This is a genomic window from Geomonas propionica, assembly GCF_016458235.1.
In the GTDB taxonomy this organism is placed as follows: domain Bacteria; phylum Desulfobacterota; class Desulfuromonadia; order Geobacterales; family Geobacteraceae; genus Geomonas; species Geomonas propionica.
On record NZ_JAEMHK010000011.1, the window covers coordinates 90,057 to 108,772 of the forward strand.

The following is an 18,716-nucleotide window of genomic DNA, read 5'->3' on the forward strand; positions in this document are numbered from 1 at the left end:
TGGTCGCAAGGACAGGACAGCCACCGCCGAACCGGCGTTACCTGTCGTGACCGGCGGGAAATGCTCAGGCGCTTTTTCTGCGCTTGGCGCAGACTGCCAGGGAAAAAAAGCCTGCCCCGAGAAGGACCAGGGTTCCGGGCTCGGGAACGGGCGCCACCGACTCCACCATCAGGACCAGGTCGTTGTAGTCGCTGTCGCCACCGCCAAAGGTGTCCTCGAAGCCAAGCACGTACTCGTTTTGCAGCCAGGGAGTGTAGGTGGAACTGCCGGGGAGCCTCACCTGTCCCCCCTGGCTGGCATAGGCGACCATGTGGTCAAAACCGTCAACGTTGTTCGAGGTGTCGCTGTAGAAGGTCTCGCTGCCGTTGTCCAAGTAGAAGCCGAAGGTCCCCGAGCCGAAGCTGTAGTTTGCGAAGCTCTGCTCGGTGTAGTTGGCGACGGTGAGCCTTAAGTTCTCATCGAAGCTAAAGCCCACTTTGGTTCCCTCGCCGGCGTAGCCGTTGAAAAGCGGGGCCTTGTTACCTTTGTTGCTCGCGTCGTATATGCCGAAGCTGTTGATGGAGCTGTTGCCGGCGATCTCCAGGATCATGGTTGCCGATGAACTCCCGGTTCCCCCGGTGGTCCAGAGGGCGTCACCCGGATCCCGGAAGAAATCCTCGAAGGCGTTAACGCGGCTCGTGCCTCCTTCGGTGATGCCGTCGAGTATCTGCTGCATGTTCCACTCCGAACCGTTTCCGCCGCCTGATTGGGCGACGGTTGTCGCCATCGCATTGGCCGTGGACAGAAACAGCGCGGTTCCTGTCAGTATGACTGCTACTCGTTTCATTTAACTCCCCCTTTTCAAAAAAATTAAACAGCGCTAATTTTTAGCAACGACCGTGCCACCCAGCAGCCGGCGGGATATGCTCCCGTTTTGTCGCACTTTCCCGTGTCGCCGCCTTGGGGGGGGCTGTCCCGGGTGTAATGAATCCCGACAGATGCGCCCCTCCCCTTCCAAAATCAGGGCCGTTGATGTGTAAATATTTAATAGAATTAATTTGCAAAAACAAATGACAATGTGTTACTTTTGGGTCCGCTGCTACTCAGCAGTCTTTGAATGTCCTGAATGTGGAAGCCATGAACTGCCCATCATGTCGTCAGTTACAAGACATTCACCGCTTTACTGCCTGTCATTTAATTTTCTTGTACTGTCTTGATATTGCCGCATTCGGTGTTAAATTTTCCGACAATAGCGTTAATGTTCTAGGCCTCACTGTGCGGTACCGCTTTGCTGACGGGGGGAGGTTTTACTGTGAGAATACTGCCCTTACTCTTGATAGTGCTCCTGGCCTGCACGGCCTGCGGCAGCAAGACCAAGGAAAATCTCTATGACGAGGGGATGAAGCAGATTGAAGCCGCAAACCCCTCTGCCGCTGTGGTCTATTTCAAGAACGCCCTGGAGAAGGATGCCAACTTCTTCGAGGCGCGTTTTCAGTTGGCCAAGGCGTACGCTGCGATGGGCAAGGCGGAGCAGGCCGAGAAGGAGTTCAACAAGGTTCTCGCCCAGAACCCCTCCCGGGACGACGTGCTTTTGGAACTGGCGAAGATCAGCAACGCCGGCGGCAAGTGGGATCGTGCCCGCGAACTGGCAGGGCAGTACCTTTCCCGGCACCCGGACAGCCCCGAGGGGCTAGAGGTGACCGGGGTATCCTATGCCCTTAACAAGAAACACGGCGAGGCACTCTCCTACCTGACCCGATCCCTGCAGGCGGACCCAAAACGCGGTTCGGTGAAGTTGGAGCTTGCGGCGCTCCATATCTCCATGGGAAACGTCGAGCAGGCCAGAGGAGTTTTAGGCGAGTTGCTCAACGCCGATCCCCGCAACTTCAAGGCGCACTACATGCTGGCGTCATTGGAACTTGCGGCCGGGGCGAGGGACCGGGCCGTGGCGATCTACAAGAAGATCCTGCAACTGGACCAGAATCAGGTAGCGGCGCGCTTCAAGCTCGCCAGCCTGATGCTGGAGAAAAAGGATCCGGACCAGGCGGAGGCCGCAGCCGACCAACTGATCAAGGAACATCCCAAGAGGGGTGAGGGCTACCTTCTAAAAGGGATGGTCGCCTACTACAGGAAAAACTACGCGGAGGCCATAACCCAGCTGCAGCAGTCGATCAAACTGGGACCGACTCTCGAGGGGTACCACTTCCTCGGCATGAGTTATTGCGGTAAGGGGGAGCTGGAAACGGCCCTGAGCCAGTTCCGGATCATACTGGACCGGGTTCCCGACTCGCGCCGGGAGCGGCTCATGACCGCCCAGATACTGCTAGCCCAAAAACGGGTCGACGACGCGGTAAGCGAGGTCAAGAAGGTCATCGCCGTAAACGACGAGGATGCCACGGCCCACTACATCCTGGGGAACGCCTACCTCGTGCAGGGGCAGTTCGACGAGGGTATGCGGGAACTCGACCGCGCCACGAGGCTCGACCCGAAACTGGTCAACGCCCACCTGAAGAAGGGTGCGTTCTATTTCAGCAGGGGGAGAGAAGCCGAAGGGGAGGGTGAGCTGGTCACCGCGGTGAAGGCAGCGCCGGACGTGCTGAAAAGCAGGCTGCTGCTCGCCTCCCGCTACAAGAGGCAGGGGAAAAACGAGAAGGCTGTCGCGCTGCTAAAGGCCGGCCTTAACGGCTCCAGGGGGGATGCACCTCTTTACAACGCGCTGGCCGCGCTCAAGTTTCTATCCGGAGACGAGGCCGCGGCGCTTGGCAGCCTGGAGGCGGCCAAGCGGGCCGATCCTCTATTCGCAGCAAGCTACCAAAAGCTCGCCGCCTACTACGCGGCCCGCGCCGATTACCCCAGGGCGCTGGCCGAACTGGCCGCCCTGCACGCGAAGGTCCCGGCAGACGTCGCTGCCCTTTTGGGGCTCGCCTCTCTAAGCGAGATCGCCGGCCGCGAATCTGATGCCCTTAGCTATTACGAGAAGGCGCGGCAGACGGGGGCCATGAACGGCTACCTGGCCCTGGCCGCCTACCACCAGAAGAAGAAGGCTCCGCAAAAGGCGCTCGATGTGCTGGACGAGGCGGTGAAAAACGACCCGCGCAATCCCGTGCCGCTTGAGGCGAAGGGGCGCCTCCTGGTGGCGCAGAAGAATTACAAGCAGGCGCTCAAGGCCTATGACGAGCTCACATCCCTGAACCCTGACCGGGGGGCTTTGCTCAAAGTCGGGTGCTACCTCGCCATGAAACAGGGTGACAAGGCTGTGGAGCAGGCCAAGCGGCTGATCACGAGCCGCCCCTCCTCGGTGCAGGGGTACCTTCTCCTGGCCAACGTCTACCAGGGGGCGGGGGACACGGCCTCCGCCATCGCCCAGGCGAACCAGGCCATCCGCATCGATGGCAAAAGCGCCGAGGCGCGCGTACTTCTGGGAGAGCTGTACCGTGCCAAAAAAGACAACGCACAGGCCATGGCCGCCTTCCAGGGCGCGCTCAAGGCGCAGCCGGACTCCCTGGCCGCCAGGTTCGCGCTGGCTACCCATTTGGAGGGGACCGGGAAGAAGCAGGAGGCCGCCTCGATGTACCGCGGCATTCTCGCCCTCAACGGCAGCTACGTCCCGGCTCTCAACAACCTTGCCTACCTGAGCGCCGACGGCTACGGGAAAAAGGAGGACGCCCTGAGGCTCGCCATCAGCGCCTACCGGCTGGAGCCGGGGAACCCGAGCATCACCGACACGGTCGGCTACGCGCTTTACAAAAACGGGCGTAATCAGGACGCGGTCAAGCTCCTGGAACGGGCGGCGACCCTTCTTCCCGGCAACCCCACCGTCCGCTACCATCTCGGGCTTGCCTACCACCAGGCGGGGGACAAGGTTCGTTCACAAAAGGCCCTGCAGGATTGCCTGGCGCTGGGGGAGTCCCCCGACAGCGGAGCGGCAAGGACGCTGCTTGCTCAGCTGAAATAGGCGCCGGCCGCGGGGAAAGCCGCTCGCTTCGCGCTAAACGGAAAACACCGACATTCATTATGGATCTGCGAGTGCCAGTTTATATTTTTACCGACGCCGTGCTGGCCCTGGTCTCCCTGGTCCTGGCAGCCGGGGTCCGTTTCGGCGGTTTTTCCCCGCGCAAGGGGTGGGATCTGGACCACTGGGCGAAGGCGGCAGCCATCTTCGTGGCGGTGAGCATCTTCTCGTCGTACCTGATGGAGGTCTACACCCTGCCAAGGGACAGCCGCAAGCGTGACATACTGGCCACCTGCGTGCAGGGGGGGTGCGCCGCCTTCTTCTTCCTGTCCGTGGTGTACTACCTCGCCCCGGATCTCATGCTGGGGCGGGGGGTCCTCTTTTTCGCGCTCGGCTTTTTCATCGTGTTCCAGTTTTCCTGGTATGCGCTCTCCGGCATCGGCGCCCGCAGGGTCCCCTTCTCACGGCGCGTCCTCATCCTTGGGACTGGTGACGTCGCCTGCCAGCTTGGCGGGCTTGTTACTTCGCAACGGGGGGCCTTCACCTTGGCCGGTTACCTCGACTGCGGGCAGGGGCACCTTCCGACCGAGACCGTGCACCAGCAGGAGCTTTTCGGTTCCCAGATCGTGCCGTGGCACGGGGACCTGCTGCAGACCGCGCGCGAGCACAAGGCCTGCGCCATCGTGGTGGCGCTGGCCGAGAGAAGGGGGGTGCTGCCGCTGCAGGAGATGATGCGCTGCAAGCTGAACGGGCTGGAGGTGCTGGATGCCCCCACGTTCTACGAGATGGTGCAGGGGAAGCTCCTTCTGGAGGAGATGACCCCCTCCTGGATCATATTTTCCAGAGGGTTTCACAGGACCGCGTTCGCCAAGGTGTACAAGCGCATCCTCGACGTCATCCTCTCCCTGGTTGGCCTTCTGGTGGTGGCCCCTTTTTTTCCGCTCATCGCCCTGGCCATCAAGCTGGATTCCCCGGGGCCGCTCTTTTTCAAGCAGCAGCGGGTGGGGATGGGTGAGAAGCCGTTCATCCTCTACAAGTTCCGGTCCATGTGCCAGGACGCCGAGCGTGGTGGGGCAGTCTGGGCCGCCAAGAACGACGCGCGCATAACCCGGGTCGGGGCGATCCTCAGGAACTCCAGGATCGACGAGTTACCCCAGCTCTACAACGTCCTCAAGGGGGATATGAGTCTGATCGGCCCAAGACCCGAGCGTCCCGAGTTCGTGGAGGACCTGAAGAGGGACATCTACTACTACTCGAAACGGCACACCATAAAGCCGGGGCTTACCGGCTGGGCCCAGGTGCGCTACCCATACGGCGCCACGGTGCAGGACGCCATAGAGAAACTGCGTTACGACCTTTACTACATCAAGAACCTCTCCTTTTTTCTGGACCTGCAGATCCTCTTCGAGACGGTGAAGGTGGTCCTGTTCGGAAGGGGGAGGTAGCGGAGACCTCGGGGCGGCACGGCTGCCCTGCCGATGGAGGAAGCCATGAAACTGCGAGTACTGCTTTTGTCCGTGCTTTTGTTCTGCGCCCCCCTTTGGGCGCACGGCGCCGACTACGTGATCGGGGAGGGGGACAGCCTCGACATCTCGGTGTGGGGTGTGAAGGAACTGAACTTCCCGGTCAAGGTGCGCCCCGACGGCAAGATCACGGTCCCCGGGCTTGGGGAGGTGGTGGCCAGCGGTTCCACCCCGAGCCAGCTCCAGGTGCACCTGGGCGTGAGGCTGAAGGAGCTGGTCAAGAACCCCATCGTCACAGTGACGGTCCGTGAGATCACCAACTCGAAGGTCTACATCTTCGGCTCCGGTGTGAAGGCCGCGGTCGTCGACCTCTCCCGGCGCACCACGCTCCTGCAGCTTCTGTGCATGCTTCCGGAGGTGAAGACGGCGGACCTGGCCAACGCCTACCTGTTGCGGACGGGTGGGAGGGTGAAGACGGACCTGCACCGCCTCTTCATAAAAGGGGACATGAGTCAGGACCTCGTGCTCGAGTCCAACGACTCCATCTTCATCCCGCTTCTCGTGGACCGCAGCGTCTACGTTCTGGGCGCGGTGAACCTCCCCAAGGCGATTGAGTACCGTGAGGGGATGAAGGTGATGGAGGCGATCCTTGAGGCTGGTGGGTTCAGCAAGTTCGCCGACCAAAACGACGTGGTGGTGCGCAGGAAGGACGGGGACAAGGCGCAGGCGCTCGAGGTGAAGGCGAAGAAGCTGTTCAAGGAGGGGGACCTGTCCCAGAACATCGAACTGAAGGCCGGTGACTACGTTCTGGTCAAAGAAGCCTTCTTCTAGAAGACGCGAGGGGGTGCGCCGTGCAGGAATCGGAATACAAGAAATACATGCAGCTCATCGCGAGACGCCGCGAGTTCTTCGTCGTCGTAGCCTTGCTGATCATGACCGCCATCTTCCTGGTGAGCTACCTCTTGCCCAGGAAGTACGAGTCCTCCAGCACCGTCTTCATCGAGAAGAACGTGATCAGCGAGCTGGTGAAGGGGCTCACGGTGACCCCCTCCATGGACGACACCATCAACGTCCTCACCTATGCCATCACCAGCCGGACCCTTCTGACCAAGGTCGTGGAGAGCCTCGACATGAACCTCGGCAAGGAGGGGGACGAGGAGCTCATCAAGGAGCTGCAGAAGAACCTCACGGTAAAGGTGAAGGAGAAGAACAACCTCTTCACCATCTCCTTCGTGCACACCGATCCACGCATCGCGCGCGACCTGGTGAACACCCTGGTCAGGGTCTACATCGAGCAGAGCACCTCTTCCAAGCGCGGGGAGTCCTACGGCGCCACCAAATTCCTCTCCGAACAGATCCAGACCTTCAACCAGAAGCTGCAATCGGCGGAGGCCGAGGTGAATGCCTACAAGCGCTCCAGGGGGGGGGTGATCTCCATCGACGAGGGGAAACTTTTCGAGGAGATCAACGTCGCGCAGCAAAAGCTCTACGACCTGGAATTGAGGCGCAGACAGCTCGAAGGGATGCGCCAGGTCACCAGAAGGAGCAACGATCCCCTCCAGGTCAAGTTGGCCTCCCTGCAAAAGCGCCTGGACGACCTGAGTGTGCAGTACACCGACAGCTACCCGGACGTGCTCACGGTCAAAGGGGACATCGAGACGGTCAAGGCGCAGCTGAAGGAGCGCAAGGGAGGCGAGAGCCTGCCGCTGGACCCCCAGGAACTCGCCAAGATCGACTCGGAGATAGCGGCACTGAAGGTAGCCGAGGCCGGACTTCGGCGCCACGTCGACACCAACCGCCAGCTTCTGCGGAGCATTCCGGAGGCGAAGGCTGGGCTCGCCAAGCTTGAGGTGGAGCGGGAGAACCAGAAGAAGATCTACGACGAACTCTACTCGAGGCACGGCCAGTCCGAGGTCTCCAAGCAGATGGAGGTGCAGGACAAGTCCACCACCTTCCGTATCGTAGACCCCGCCGTGCTCCCGACCAGCCCGACCAGCCCCAACCGCCTGATGATCATGCTTGTGGGGATTGCCGGCGCGGTGGCGGGAAGTCTCTTCCTGCTGGTGCTGCTTGACCGGGTGGACAGCTCGGCCAAGGACGTCGACTTCGTGAAGTCCCTGGGGGCGCCGGTGCTCGCAGTAGTGCCGCTGATGCAGATCCCCGAGGAGGTGGTGAGAAGGCACCGCCGGTCCCTGCGCATCTTCGCGGTCTCCTCGTGTTATTTCTTGCTGCTTTTGGTCTTTCCCGCCATGGAGATCATGAAGCTTCCCTACATGGACCAGGTCCTGGACCGGATTACCTCCCCTGGCATCACCCAAGGGGTGAAGGGGCTTATGCGCTGACACCGTTCACGTTTTTGATTTTTCATCATCGAGGGGCCTATGAGCAGAATTGAGATGGCAATGGAAAAAGCGGCGCGCCTTAGGGAGAACGGGGGGCAACCCCCCGAGCAGGAGCAGGCTAAGGCACGCACCGACTCGTCGCCTGCAGCCGCGGCGCCTCTGCCGCGCGAGGCGGAGAGCGCTCCCCCCGTCGTTCCGGCGAGCCAGGCGCTCTCCCCCAAAGATCCCTTCCTGGCCACTATCCATGATCCGCACAGCCAGGCGGCGGAGGAGTACCGGAAGCTTAAGTCGATGCTGGTCAAACTGACCGACGGCGAGAACTTCAAGAACACCATCATGGTTACGAGTTCCGTCCCGCGGGAAGGGAAGAGCCTCACCGCGCTGAACCTGGCGGTGACTCTCGCCCAGGGCCTGGACCACACGGTGCTTCTGGTCGACGCCGACCTGCGCCGCCCCTCCCTGCACGAGTATCTGGGGATAGCGCAGGGGACCGGCCTGTCCGACATCCTCAAGGGGGAGGCGGAGATCAGTCAGACTATCGTTCAGACCGGCATAGGGAAGCTGGCCGTGATCCGGGGGGGGAGCCAGGTGGATAATCCGGTCGAGCTCTTCTCCTCGCAGAAGATGAGAGGGGTGGTGGACGAGTTGAAGATGCGCTACCCGGACCGCTACATCATCTTCGACACCCCGCCGGTACTCCCCTTCGCCGAGAGCCGTGCCCTGGCGAACGTGGTCGACGGGGTCCTTTTCGTGGTCAAGGAGCGGCTCGCCTCGCAAACCGAGATCAGGGAAGCCTATGACCACCTCAAGGGGAGCGGTCTTCTGGGGGTGGTGTATAACGCCGCCGAGGCCCCGGCGGGAGACGAGAGGTACTCCTACTACAAGCATTACCAGAAGACGCCCGTGTCCTAGTCGTGACGCCGCACCGGAGCAGATATGTACGAAGAATTCTTCAGCTTCACCAGAAAGCCGTTCGAGTTGGTGCCGGACCCGGATTTCATCTATCTTTCCCGCTCGCACCGCAAGGCGATCACCTACCTCGACTACGGCATCCGGGAGCGGGCGGGCTTTCTCCTTCTGACCGGCGACGTGGGGAGCGGCAAGACCACCCTGATCCGGGACCTGATCGGCAAGAAATACGAGCGGGTGGTGCTGGCCAAGGTGTTCAACACCCGGGTCACCATCGAGCAGCTCTTGGCCATGATCAACGACGACTACGGGCTGGAGAGCGCCGGGAAGGACAAGGTGGCCCTGATCCGGGACCTGAACGACTTCCTCCTGGAGCAGTACGCCGCGGGGAACCACCCGATCCTGATCATCGACGAGGCGCAGAACCTCGAGGCTGACCTCCTGGAGGAGGTGCGCCTTTTGTCCAACCTGGAGAGCTCCCACAACAAGCTTCTGCAGATCATCCTGGTGGGGCAGCCAGAACTGCGCGACACCATGGCGAGCCCGGGCCTTATGCAGCTGCGCCAGAGGATCAGCGTCAGTTGTCACCTGCACGCCCTGTCGCGCGACGAGAGCCTCGCCTATATCCTGCACCGCATGAAGGTGGCGGGAAACCCGGAGGCTGTGCTCTTTACCGACGAGGCGATCGACCTTATCTACCAGTTCAGCCACGGCATACCGCGTCTGGTCAACATCATCTGCGATTTCCTGATGCTGGCCGCTTTCGCCGACGAGACCCGGACCGTCACCGCCGAGATGACCCGGGAGGTGGCGCACGACCTCGATTTCGAAAGGACCTACTGGGGGGGCGCCACCGGTTTGGAAGACCCGGAGGGGGAGTCGCCGCCCGGGAAGGGGAAAGAGGTGCTGGGGCGCATCGAGCAGCGCTTGGAAGGGATCGAGGAGGAGTTGGGGGGGGGGCTGGCGCAGGCGCTCAGGAGCGTGGAGGAGGGCATGCAGCAGATGAAAGGGGAGTTCGCCGCCCGGATCGGCAGGAACGACCAGCAGGTCGCGGAACTCCGGGAGAAGCTGGAGACGGTGTCGTATACCATAGAGAGTCTGGCGCTCTCTTCGGCCACCCGTCCCGCCGCTGCGGGCTTCGCCCAGCGGCTTATGAACGGCGTAGGCATGGGGGTGAAGAAATGAACGCGCGCCTTTACAGGACACCCCTTGGAGTCGCGGCGCTCATCCTTTCCTGCCAGGCACCCCTTCCGGCCCTGGGAGCGGATTACCGCCTGATCCCGTCCCTCGTCGTTGGCGAGGAGTACAACGATAACCTCTTCCAAAGCGCCAGCAACGCGAAGACCGACTTTGTCACCCGGGTGCAGCCGTCGCTGGCGTTGAACGCCACGGGAGGCGGGTTCTCGACCGACCTCTCCTACGGCATCGATTACCGCTACTTCGCAAAAGGCAGTCGCAAGGACCAGTTCGATCACCGCGCCGCCATGAAGGGGAGCTTCGGTTCCCCCGAGGATTTCCTGCATCTCGACCTTGCCGATACCTACAGCCGCGTATCCAGCAACGTGGCGCGGGACGTGGTGAACGAGAGCCTGGTGGTGAACCAGACCCTTCAGAACAACGCGCTGATCTCGCCCTACCTCACTTGGCATCTCCCTGGCGGCTCCAAGCTAAAGACCGGCTACCGCTACCGTGACGTCCGCTACTGGGAGGGTGACGGCATCGACAAGATCGAGCACGACGGCTACGCCGAGTGGAGCCGGGAAATAAAGGCCGGCATGGTGCTGAGTGCAGCCTACAGCTACGCACGGGTGAACTCCGAGCTGGCCGCGCTGGACCGCCACGAGGTGTACGCGGGGCTCAGATACGACTACGGGACCGGCAACTTCCTCTACGGCAACCTGGGCTACGACTGGCAGTACTTCGACAACGGCAAAAGTAGCAGTGACCCCTTCTGGGACCTGGGCGCAGGACGCGACTTCGGTGTTCTCACCGCCGTGATAGGCACGAAGGTGCAGTACACCGAAGACCCGCAGACCATTGCGACCCGTAACGTGAGCCATTACGCCACCCTGAGCCGAAACTTCCCGCGCGGTTTCGCGAGTTTCAACGCCTCATACTCGAAGTACGACAAGCAGGACCTCCTGGTGCGCGACGTCCAGAAAAAGGTGCTCCTCGGGCTTTCCGGCCGCTATGAGCTGCTCCAGTATCTGGCCCTGACCCTGAACCTTTCCGGGGACCGCCTGGATCGCACCATCGGGACCGAATACCCGTATCACCTGACCGGCGGTCTCGCCGTGGACTACTCGCTCAGTCAGCATCTGGTGCTAGGGGCGAACTACAGCTACATAAGCTACCGAAACGACCTGGGGAGCACCAAAGGCGCCGTCGAGGTGAACCGGGCCATCGTGGAGATGAGGCTTTCGTTGTGACCTTGCTGAACGCACTCACCGTGGACGTGGAGGACTATTTTCAAGTCTCCGCCTTCGCGCGCTACGTCGACCGTGACCAGTGGGACCGGTACCCGCTGCGGGTGGAGGAGAACACGGCCCGGGTGCTGGAGCTCTTCGAATCCTTCGGTGTCAGGGCCACCTTCTTCATCCTAGGGTGGGTGGCTAGGCGCTGCCCCGCGCTGGTTAGGGAGATCCGGGACCGCGGGCACGAAATCTCCTGCCACGGCTTTGGCCACCAGCTGGTGTACGACATCGGGGCGGAACGGTTCAGGGAGGACGTGCGGAGCGCCAAGGCACTCCTGGAGGACATTTCGGGATGCCCGGTTCGCGGGTACCGGGCACCGAGCTACTCCATCACGGCGAAGTCGCTCTGGGCGTTGGACGTCCTGATCGAGGAAGGGTTCGAGTACGACTCCAGCGTCTTCCCGGTATATCACGACATCTACGGCTTGCCGGGCGCGCCGCGCTTTCCGCACCTGATCCGGCGCGAGGCAGGGGTGCTCGCGGAATTCCCCCTGACCACCTATCCGCTGCAGTTTGGGGGTCGGCAGTTTCTGCTCCCCGTGGCAGGGGGGGGGTACCTCAGGTTGTTCCCGGCCTGGTTTCTGAAGCGTTGCATCGCCTCGATCAACCGCCGGGAAGGGGAGCCGGCGGTACTGTACTTCCACCCCTGGGAGATCGACCCGTCACAACCGCGCATCCGCGCGGGGCTCAGGTCGCGCTTTAGGCATTATCTGAACCTGGAGAAGACGGAGGGGAAGCTGCGCTGCCTCCTGTCGGAGATACCCTTTGGCACCATGAGCGAGGTCATGGGGCGCCGCGGCGGGCTTGGCGGTCTGGTCCAGGCGCCGGCGGGTGTTTACCCGTGAGCCGGATCTCGGTTGAGCTCTACCAAGGTGATGGCCGCGAGTGGGACGGCTTCGTCGCCTCCCAGCCGGCCGCCACCAGCTACCACCGCTACCTCTGGAAGGAGGTGGTGGAGAAGAGCTTCGGGCACCGGGGGTATTACCTGCTGGCCCGCTGCGGCGGAGCCCCGGCAGGCGTGCTCCCCCTGGTGCACATGAAAAGCAGGCTCTTTGGCAATTTCCTGGTCTCGGTACCCTTTTTCAACTACGGCGGGGTGCTCTGCAGCGATCTCGCCGTGGTCCCGGCCCTGCTGGAAGAGGGAAGGCGGCTCATGCGGAAAACCGGCGCTGCACACCTTGAGCTGCGACACCTGGGCGAGTCGCTGCCGGGCCTTCCCACCCGCAGTCACAAGGTCACCATGATCCTGAGACTCGCCGCCGACGCCGAGAGCCAATGGCGACGATTCCCCCCAAAGCTGCGCAACCAGGTGCGGAAGGCCCAAAAAAGCGGGCTTGAGGTGGCGACCGGGGGGGAGGATCTCCTGGATGGATTCTACGAGGTGTTCTGCCGCAACATGCGTGACCTCGGGACGCCCGTTTACGGCAGGAAGTTTTTTGAGAACCTGCTGGATGCGCCGCAGGCACATGCCCGGGTTGTCTCGGTGACCCTCGGGGGGCGCGCCGTAGCCTCCGGCATCATGACCCGTTTCAGGGAAAGCGTGGAGGTCCCCTGGGCCTCCTCCAACCGGGACTACCGGGAGTGCTGCCCCAACAACCTGCTTTACTGGGAGGCGATCCGTCTGGCCATCGGGGAGGGGGCGGTCTCCTTCGACTTCGGACGTTCCACGCCGGGCGAGGGGACCTACAACTTCAAGAAGCAGTGGGGGGCGGAGCCGGTCCCCTTGTACTGGCAGTACCTGCTGCGGGAAGGTGCTTCGCTCCCCGAGCTGAACCCGGCGAACCCCAAGTTCCGCCTGGCAGTGCGGGGGTGGCAGAGGCTCCCTGTAGCACTCACCAGGCTTTTGGGGCCGCGGATCGTCAGGAACATACCGTAAAGGGGCGGTTGGCTCCATGCGCATAGGCAGAACACTACCACCGGCGGCTGCGCCGTTATCGTTAAAGGAGATCCTCTCCGGGCTGGCAGCACTCCTTCCCGGCGCTGCGGCCCGGGAGAGGTTTGAGGCGGAGCTGAGGGAATACTACCGGGTGCCGCACGTCTTTCTCCTTTCATCGGGGAAGGCGGCGCTCGCGGTGATCCTTCTGGCGCTGAAGGAACTCAACCCGGACCGGGACGAGGTGCTGGTCCCGGCCTATACCTGCTACTCGGTGCCGGCCGCTGTCATCCGGGCCGGGCTCAAAGTGCGCCCCTGCGACATAGATCCGCAGACGCTGGATTACGACTGGAGCAGGGTCGGGGAGGCGATGGCGGGGGGGCGCCTTCTGGGCGCCGTCTCCACCCACCTCTTCGGACTACCGGCCGACGTCGAACGGCTGAAGCGAATGGCGGCAGGGCATGGCGTGACCGTCATCGAGGACGCCGCCCAGGCCATGGGGGGGGAGGTCGGCGGCAGAAAGATCGGCACTCTGGGGGATGTCGCCCTGTTCAGCCTGGGACGGGGCAAGGCGCTTTCCACCGTCTCCGGCGGGATCATCCTGACCGGCAGCGACGAGTTGGGGGAGGCCATCGCGGGCGTGGTAGGGGTTCTGCCAGTGGAGGGATGCCACGAGAACTTGAAGAACATCAGCTATGCACTGGCCTTGCTTGTGCTGGTTAGACCTAATTTTTTCTGGCTACCGAAAGCTATTGCCATTTTGAAGCTGGGTGAAACCATCTTCGATGCCTCTTTCGAACTCAAGCGACTCGGAGACTTTCAAGCAGGCCTCTCTAATGGTTGGCAGGAAAAGATAGCTGCGCTACGTGAAACACGTTTAAAGAGTGTCATGGCAATGATAACTGCTGGGGTCTGTGGGCCGGTTATTTCAAATCATTGTGCCCCCAACATAATCAAATTTCCGATTCTTGTTAATGATGTTGATGCTCGAGGTCGATTGTTGTTGCAAAGCGAGTTGCTGGGCCTTGGGATATCGGCTGTTTACCCTGGTACAGTTCCAAAAATTCCTGAACTTAAAGACAGATACGATGAAACAGAATTTCCTCACGCAGAATATGTAGCAAAAAGGATCGTGACCTTGCCGGTTAATCCTTACGTCACATCATCAGATATAAAACGGATATACGAACTTTATAGACAGTATTCCGATTAATCATTTGTTGATTGAAGAGCTACTAGTGTTGTGAGGCAAAAAATGGAACATTCAGTTTCTATCGTGTCTCCAAGTAACAGGTTTTTAATGCTTGACGCCTTGCGCGGTATAGCTGCTTTAGCGGTGGTTTTTCAGCATCTGTATGCGAATCTCAGTATTAATGTTAAAGAATGGTTTCCAATCTCGGCGCATCTGGTCATTACTCATGGTTACTTGGGGGTCCCAGTTTTTTTCGTGATCAGTGGATTTGTGATTACTCATAGCGTCGACTGTCAAAAAATAAGCCCTGCCTATACCGGAAGGTTTGCGTTACGGCGGGCAGTTCGCTTAGACCCTCCCTATTGGTTTACGATAGCCGTTTCATTGTTGCTACTCAATTTAAAGGCATGTTCCGTTGGGCTTTCAAGTAACGAAGTTTGGCCTGATAAAAATAGTATCTTCGCACATTTGTTTTATGCACAAGACCTCTTGCATTACAAACCTTTGTCAGCTGTGTACTGGACATTGTGTTTGGAAATTCAACTGTATTTAGCGTACATATTGTTGAGTGGTGTTGCGTTGTGGCTTGCCAGGATCTTTAAGACGTCAAATAACTACATATATATTATAATTCATGTTATTGTTGGAGTATATTCTGCTGCAGCGTACTCGCAAATAGTACCTGCTGGTATACATGGACTGTTTATACAGTATTATCATTTTTTTTTATTGGGTGTTCTTACCTATATGGTATTTGTTGATCAAAAATTTTCGATGTTGTTATTTGGTTTTATTGGCTATGAAGCGCTGATATTGTTTGTATCTGACATAAATGCAAACGTTGTTGCTGGCTGTATGACGGCAATACTCTGCTATTCCGCGATTAAATTGCGGAAGCTACAAACGGGTCTCGACTTCAGACCATTTCAATATCTAGGTTCTATCTCATACAGTCTATACATAATTCATGCTGATATTGGTTGGAAAATTATTTCGGTAGGAAAGCGCTTTTTGCCTTATAAAATCAATTTAGCTGGATTCTTATTGCTTTTTGCTGTCGGTCTTGCCGTGTCGATTTGTGCTGCTCACCTCCTTTGGAAATTTATCGAGAAGCCATCGAACCAATTGTCTAAAAAGCTTAAAAGCGTCACCTAAATGGTCCATACTAAGCGAGAACCTGCCATGGCTTTAGGAAATACGGACAAATACAAATTGTCGCTGCTGCTCGTGCTGTGGTTCTTGGTCTTCTATCCCATACTGCCAGAGATGGTGCGGGAGTGGGCCGGCCATTCCGACAACAACCATGGGTTCCTGGTCCCCTTGATAACGTTGTACCTCATCTGGCAGAAAAAGGACGAACTCATCTCCATGCAGATCGACAGTTCGAAGTGGGGGGCGGTGGTCCTCGTGGCGGGGTTGGTCATCTTTCTCTTGAGTTTTGCGGGAGGGGGGGGCTTTCCGGCGCGGGTCGCCATGGTGCTTTCACTTTTCGGGCTCCTTTGGTTCTGCCTTGGGCCCGCATGGATGAGGCTACTCGCCTTCCCGGTGCTGTTTCTTCTTTTCATGATCCCGGTGCCGGTCTCCGTGATCGGCATGGTCTCCATGCCGCTGCAGCTCTTGGCGACAAAGCTTTCCGCCCAGATCATCCAGCACCTTTCCATCCCGGTGTACCGCGAAGGGAACATGCTCTACTTCGTGGGGACCCAGTTGGAGGTTGCCGAGGCCTGCAGCGGTGTGCGCTCCATCATGTCGCTCGCCATGCTGGGGACCATTTTCGCCTACATGTCCCACACCGGGTGGGGGCGGCGCATCGTCCTCGTGCTTGCCGCCATTCCGATCGCCATGGCCGCCAACATCATGAGGGTCACCGGTACCGGTGTCCTAGCCAATTTCTTCGGCGACCGCGTGGCGCGCGGGTTTCTGCACGAATTTTCCGGGCTGGTGGTTTTCGCCTTCGGCTTGGCCGTTCTCGGGCTTTTGTACACCCTTTTGAACACGAAGAAGGTGGCCTGATGCGAAACGCTAGCTTCATAACCGCACTGGTTCTGCTTCTCATGACAGGCGTAGCCAGCACCCTCATGGCGTACCGTCCCATTCCGGTGGTGGTCGCCACCAACCTGGAAAAACTGCCGATGGAGATCGACGGTTACCGTGCCGTCGAAGACACCTTTCCCGAGTCCGTATACAAGGAGTTGAATGCCGACAAGCACGTCTACCGCCACTACCGCTCCGCCGACGGCAGCGTCATCGATCTCTACATCGGCTACTACGGGACCGCCAAGGGGGGCAGGACCGGCCATAACCCCTATGCCTGCCTTCCCGGTGCCGGAATCACGATACTTGAGGCGAAGAACGCCTTTCTTTCGGTGAAACCAGGCGCGGCGCCGGTTAAGGTCAACTACATTTTGGCGCGTAACGAGTATAACATCATGATGCTGCACTGGTACCAGACCGCCGGCGACAAGGTGGTCTCCTCGGGGTTGCGTCAGAATTTGGAGCGGTTTCTTGGCAGGGTGATAGACAATCGCAGTGACGGTGCCTTTGTTCGTGTAAGTGCCTTGGTTTCTGAGAAGTCCTTGCCGTCCGAGAAACAACGGGTGGAACATTTTGCAGCAAAAGTTATTAACCTCTTGCCTCACCACTGGCCTCTTGAACAGTGACTGAATGTTGCAGGGAAAGGCCCCGATGTTTTCAACTTACTATAAAATATTGTCCTTGTTGACAAAGCATGAAAGGGTATTGCTGTGTTGGTTGGTAATGTCAATGATTGCTGTTTCATTGATTGATGTAGCTGGTGTCGCATCTATAATGCCATTCATGGCAGTTGTTGGCAATCCGGATGTTATAAATACAAACAATAGTCTTTTGAAGTTGTATAAAATCACCAATGCTAAAACAACCAATGACTTTTTGTTAATTTTGGGTGGTCTTGTTTTCGTGGTAATAATATTCAGTAATGCAGTTAAAACACTTGTACTTAAATACCAATTGTTATTTATCCATTTCAGGCTTTATTCTATTTCAAGAAGACTCTTGTACTCATACCTTATGCAGCCTTATACGTTTTACATGAACCAGAATGATGCAATTCTTTGCAAAAATATACTCCAAGAAGTTTCGTTATTCTGTCATCACGTACTGATGCCATTGACCCAAATACTATCCAGAATATTTGTGGTTTTTTTTATCGTGGCGTTTCTTGTATTCATAGATCCAGTTTTGGCTGTTATAATAACCACAACTCTTGGTGGCTCCTATCTGGCTATTTACTTTTTGTTTCAAAGTAGACTCGCAAAACTTGGGGACGAAAGATTCGCTGCGAATGTCATAAGATCTAAGGTGGTTACAGAGGTTTTCGGCGCGATAAAAGAACTGAAGGTGTTGAATCGTGAGCGGGCATTTTTTGACGTCTTTTCTGCCAATGCCTACAAAATCGAAAACAACATGGCGACCAGCAACCTCATCTCGAACCTGCCCAGTTACATCATGGAATGTCTGACGTTTGGCGGAATTTTAATAATTGTGCTCTACTTCCTTCTAGTAAAACAAAGCCTCGGTAATACCCTTCCCGTCATCGCTCTCTATGCCTTTTCCGGCTATCGGTTAATGCCTGCCCTGCAAGGCATATTTTCAGCCGTCACACTTCTGCGTTTCAACGTGGCGGTGGTGAATTCACTCCAAGAGAGCCTCTCCGGTGTTGCGGATGTACCCAATGAATGGAAAACATCTGAGGTTATTGCTCTGCCTTTCGAGAGAAAGATACAGCTGTCCTCCGTCTTTTTCGCCTATCCCTCCGCTGAGTTCCCTGTGATCCAGAATCTGTCGCTCACCATTGAAAAGAATCAGAGCATCGGGTTGATGGGGCCGACAGGGGCCGGGAAATCGACTTTAGTCGACCTCATTCTGGGGTTGTTGTCGCCAGAGAAGGGCTCTTTTACTGTGGATGGCACACCAGTTACCCCGGGAAACAAACTTATGTGGCAAAGAAACATAGGTTTCGTGCCCCAATCGGTGTTCCTGTCCGATGATTCTCTTGCTGCCAACATAGCTTTAGGCGTCACGCGTGAAGACATCGATTACCGGGCCGTCGAAATTGCAGCTAAAATTGCCAACTTGCACGATTTTGTCATTACCGAGCTTCCTGAAGGATATGAGACGGTAATTGGTGAACGGGGTATTCGCTTAAGTGGAGGGCAGCGTCAGAGGATCGGCATTGCTCGTGCGCTGTATCACGATCCTCCGGTTCTTGTCATGGATGAAGCGACAAGTGCCTTGGACGGGATAACTGAGGAGGCTGTCATTCAGGCGATCCGGAACCTTGCCGGGAGAAAAACCATCATAACCATAGCGCACAGACTGACGACCCTGAAAGACTGCGACGTTATATTCGTTATTGACAAAGGGCGCATTGTCGAGTCAGGCACCTACGAGGAACTACGAGGTGGATCTGCGATTTTCAAGGCAATGGCCAAGTCTGACGTGCAAGGTCTTAAAGATGCCCTGTGACTTCTATTGGACTGCTTTGGAGACTA

Annotated in this window: 15 protein-coding genes; 14 read left to right on the forward strand and 1 reads right to left on the reverse strand. The window is 58.2% G+C overall.

The genetic code is table 11. The features are described 5' to 3' along the window. Positions 1-64 precede the first annotated feature (64 nt). Positions 65-826 (reverse strand): DUF4114 domain-containing protein, encoded by a 762-nt coding sequence (locus tag JFN90_RS14845; RefSeq protein ID WP_236019018.1) that lies wholly within the window; start codon positions 824-826, stop codon positions 65-67. A gap of 465 nt (positions 827-1,291) precedes the next feature. On the opposite strand from JFN90_RS14845, the gene prsT reads away from it, so the two are divergent. From prsT to JFN90_RS14915, 14 genes are all read left to right on the forward strand, one after another. Further along, on the forward strand, positions 1,292-3,934 hold the full coding sequence (prsT, locus tag JFN90_RS14850) for an XrtA/PEP-CTERM system TPR-repeat protein PrsT (RefSeq protein WP_199395906.1): 2,643 nt from the start codon (positions 1,292-1,294) through the stop codon (positions 3,932-3,934). 71 nt (positions 3,935-4,005) lie between these two features. Next, positions 4,006-5,376 (forward strand): TIGR03013 family XrtA/PEP-CTERM system glycosyltransferase, encoded by a 1,371-nt coding sequence (locus JFN90_RS14855; RefSeq protein ID WP_328755735.1) that lies wholly within the window; start codon positions 4,006-4,008, stop codon positions 5,374-5,376. 45 nt (positions 5,377-5,421) lie between these two features. Further along, entirely contained in the window at positions 5,422-6,225 is an 804-nt protein-coding gene (locus tag JFN90_RS14860) for a polysaccharide biosynthesis/export family protein (RefSeq protein ID WP_199395908.1), read from the forward strand. A gap of 20 nt (positions 6,226-6,245) precedes the next feature. Beyond that, positions 6,246-7,736 carry an XrtA system polysaccharide chain length determinant gene (locus JFN90_RS14865; RefSeq protein ID WP_328755737.1) on the forward strand — a complete coding sequence of 497 codons (1,491 nt, stop codon included), beginning with the start codon at positions 6,246-6,248 and terminating at the stop codon, positions 7,734-7,736. A 39-nt stretch (positions 7,737-7,775) separates the two neighbouring features. After that, positions 7,776-8,648, forward strand: coding sequence for an XrtA-associated tyrosine autokinase (locus JFN90_RS14870; RefSeq protein WP_199395909.1), 873 nt, complete (start codon positions 7,776-7,778; stop codon positions 8,646-8,648). A 24-nt stretch (positions 8,649-8,672) separates the two neighbouring features. Continuing rightward, the gene (locus JFN90_RS14875; protein ID WP_199395910.1) at positions 8,673-9,830 is read left to right on the forward strand and encodes an XrtA/PEP-CTERM system-associated ATPase; all 1,158 of its coding nucleotides are present in this window, start codon (positions 8,673-8,675) and stop codon (positions 9,828-9,830) included. Further along, a complete protein-coding gene (locus JFN90_RS14880) occupies positions 9,827-11,074 on the forward strand; it encodes a TIGR03016 family PEP-CTERM system-associated outer membrane protein (protein WP_199395911.1) in 1,248 nt (415 codons plus the stop codon). The genes JFN90_RS14875 and JFN90_RS14880 overlap by 4 nt, the downstream gene beginning before the upstream one ends. Before the next feature lie 2 nt (positions 11,075-11,076). Beyond that, positions 11,077-11,964: an XrtA system polysaccharide deacetylase gene (locus JFN90_RS14885; protein ID WP_199395995.1), complete on the forward strand. Its 888-nt coding sequence runs from the start codon at positions 11,077-11,079 to the stop codon at positions 11,962-11,964. After that, complete coding sequence (locus JFN90_RS14890; RefSeq protein ID WP_199395912.1) at positions 11,961-12,995, forward strand: FemAB family XrtA/PEP-CTERM system-associated protein; 1,035 nt, start codon at positions 11,961-11,963, stop codon at positions 12,993-12,995. The genes JFN90_RS14885 and JFN90_RS14890 overlap by 4 nt, the downstream gene beginning before the upstream one ends. 16 nt (positions 12,996-13,011) lie before the next feature. Then, the gene (locus JFN90_RS14895) at positions 13,012-14,205 is read left to right on the forward strand and encodes a DegT/DnrJ/EryC1/StrS family aminotransferase (RefSeq protein WP_199395913.1); all 1,194 of its coding nucleotides are present in this window, start codon (positions 13,012-13,014) and stop codon (positions 14,203-14,205) included. Between the two features lie 42 nt (positions 14,206-14,247). Next, complete coding sequence (locus tag JFN90_RS14900) at positions 14,248-15,339, forward strand: acyltransferase family protein (protein WP_199395914.1); 1,092 nt, start codon at positions 14,248-14,250, stop codon at positions 15,337-15,339. Between the two features lie 27 nt (positions 15,340-15,366). Beyond that, positions 15,367-16,197: an exosortase A gene (xrtA, locus tag JFN90_RS14905; protein ID WP_199395915.1), complete on the forward strand. Its 831-nt coding sequence runs from the start codon at positions 15,367-15,369 to the stop codon at positions 16,195-16,197. After that, a complete protein-coding gene (locus tag JFN90_RS14910; RefSeq protein WP_199395916.1) occupies positions 16,197-16,844 on the forward strand; it encodes an exosortase C-terminal domain/associated protein EpsI in 648 nt (215 codons plus the stop codon). The genes xrtA and JFN90_RS14910 overlap by 1 nt, the downstream gene beginning before the upstream one ends. A 25-nt stretch (positions 16,845-16,869) precedes the next feature. Then, positions 16,870-18,690 carry an ABC transporter ATP-binding protein gene (locus tag JFN90_RS14915; protein WP_199395917.1) on the forward strand — a complete coding sequence of 607 codons (1,821 nt, stop codon included), beginning with the start codon at positions 16,870-16,872 and terminating at the stop codon, positions 18,688-18,690. Positions 18,691-18,716 lie beyond the last annotated feature (26 nt).

Bases quoted from the DNA above. Each gene is read 5' to 3' on its own strand.
- JFN90_RS14845 (WP_236019018.1), bottom strand. From the start codon at position 826: ATGAAACGAGTAGCAGTCATACTGACAGGAACCGCGCTGTTTCTGTCC.
- JFN90_RS14860 (WP_199395908.1), top strand. From the start codon at position 5,422: ATGAAACTGCGAGTACTGCTTTTGTCCGTGCTTTTGTTCTGCGCCCCC.
- JFN90_RS14870 (WP_199395909.1), top strand. From the start codon at position 7,776: ATGAGCAGAATTGAGATGGCAATGGAAAAAGCGGCGCGCCTTAGGGAG.
- JFN90_RS14875 (WP_199395910.1), top strand. From the start codon at position 8,673: ATGTACGAAGAATTCTTCAGCTTCACCAGAAAGCCGTTCGAGTTGGTG.
- JFN90_RS14880 (WP_199395911.1), top strand. From the start codon at position 9,827: ATGAACGCGCGCCTTTACAGGACACCCCTTGGAGTCGCGGCGCTCATC.
- JFN90_RS14895 (WP_199395913.1), top strand. From the start codon at position 13,012: ATGCGCATAGGCAGAACACTACCACCGGCGGCTGCGCCGTTATCGTTA.
- JFN90_RS14900 (WP_199395914.1), top strand. From the start codon at position 14,248: ATGGAACATTCAGTTTCTATCGTGTCTCCAAGTAACAGGTTTTTAATG.
- xrtA (WP_199395915.1), top strand. From the start codon at position 15,367: ATGGCTTTAGGAAATACGGACAAATACAAATTGTCGCTGCTGCTCGTG.
- JFN90_RS14910 (WP_199395916.1), top strand. From the start codon at position 16,197: ATGCGAAACGCTAGCTTCATAACCGCACTGGTTCTGCTTCTCATGACA.
- JFN90_RS14915 (WP_199395917.1), top strand. From the start codon at position 16,870: ATGTTTTCAACTTACTATAAAATATTGTCCTTGTTGACAAAGCATGAA.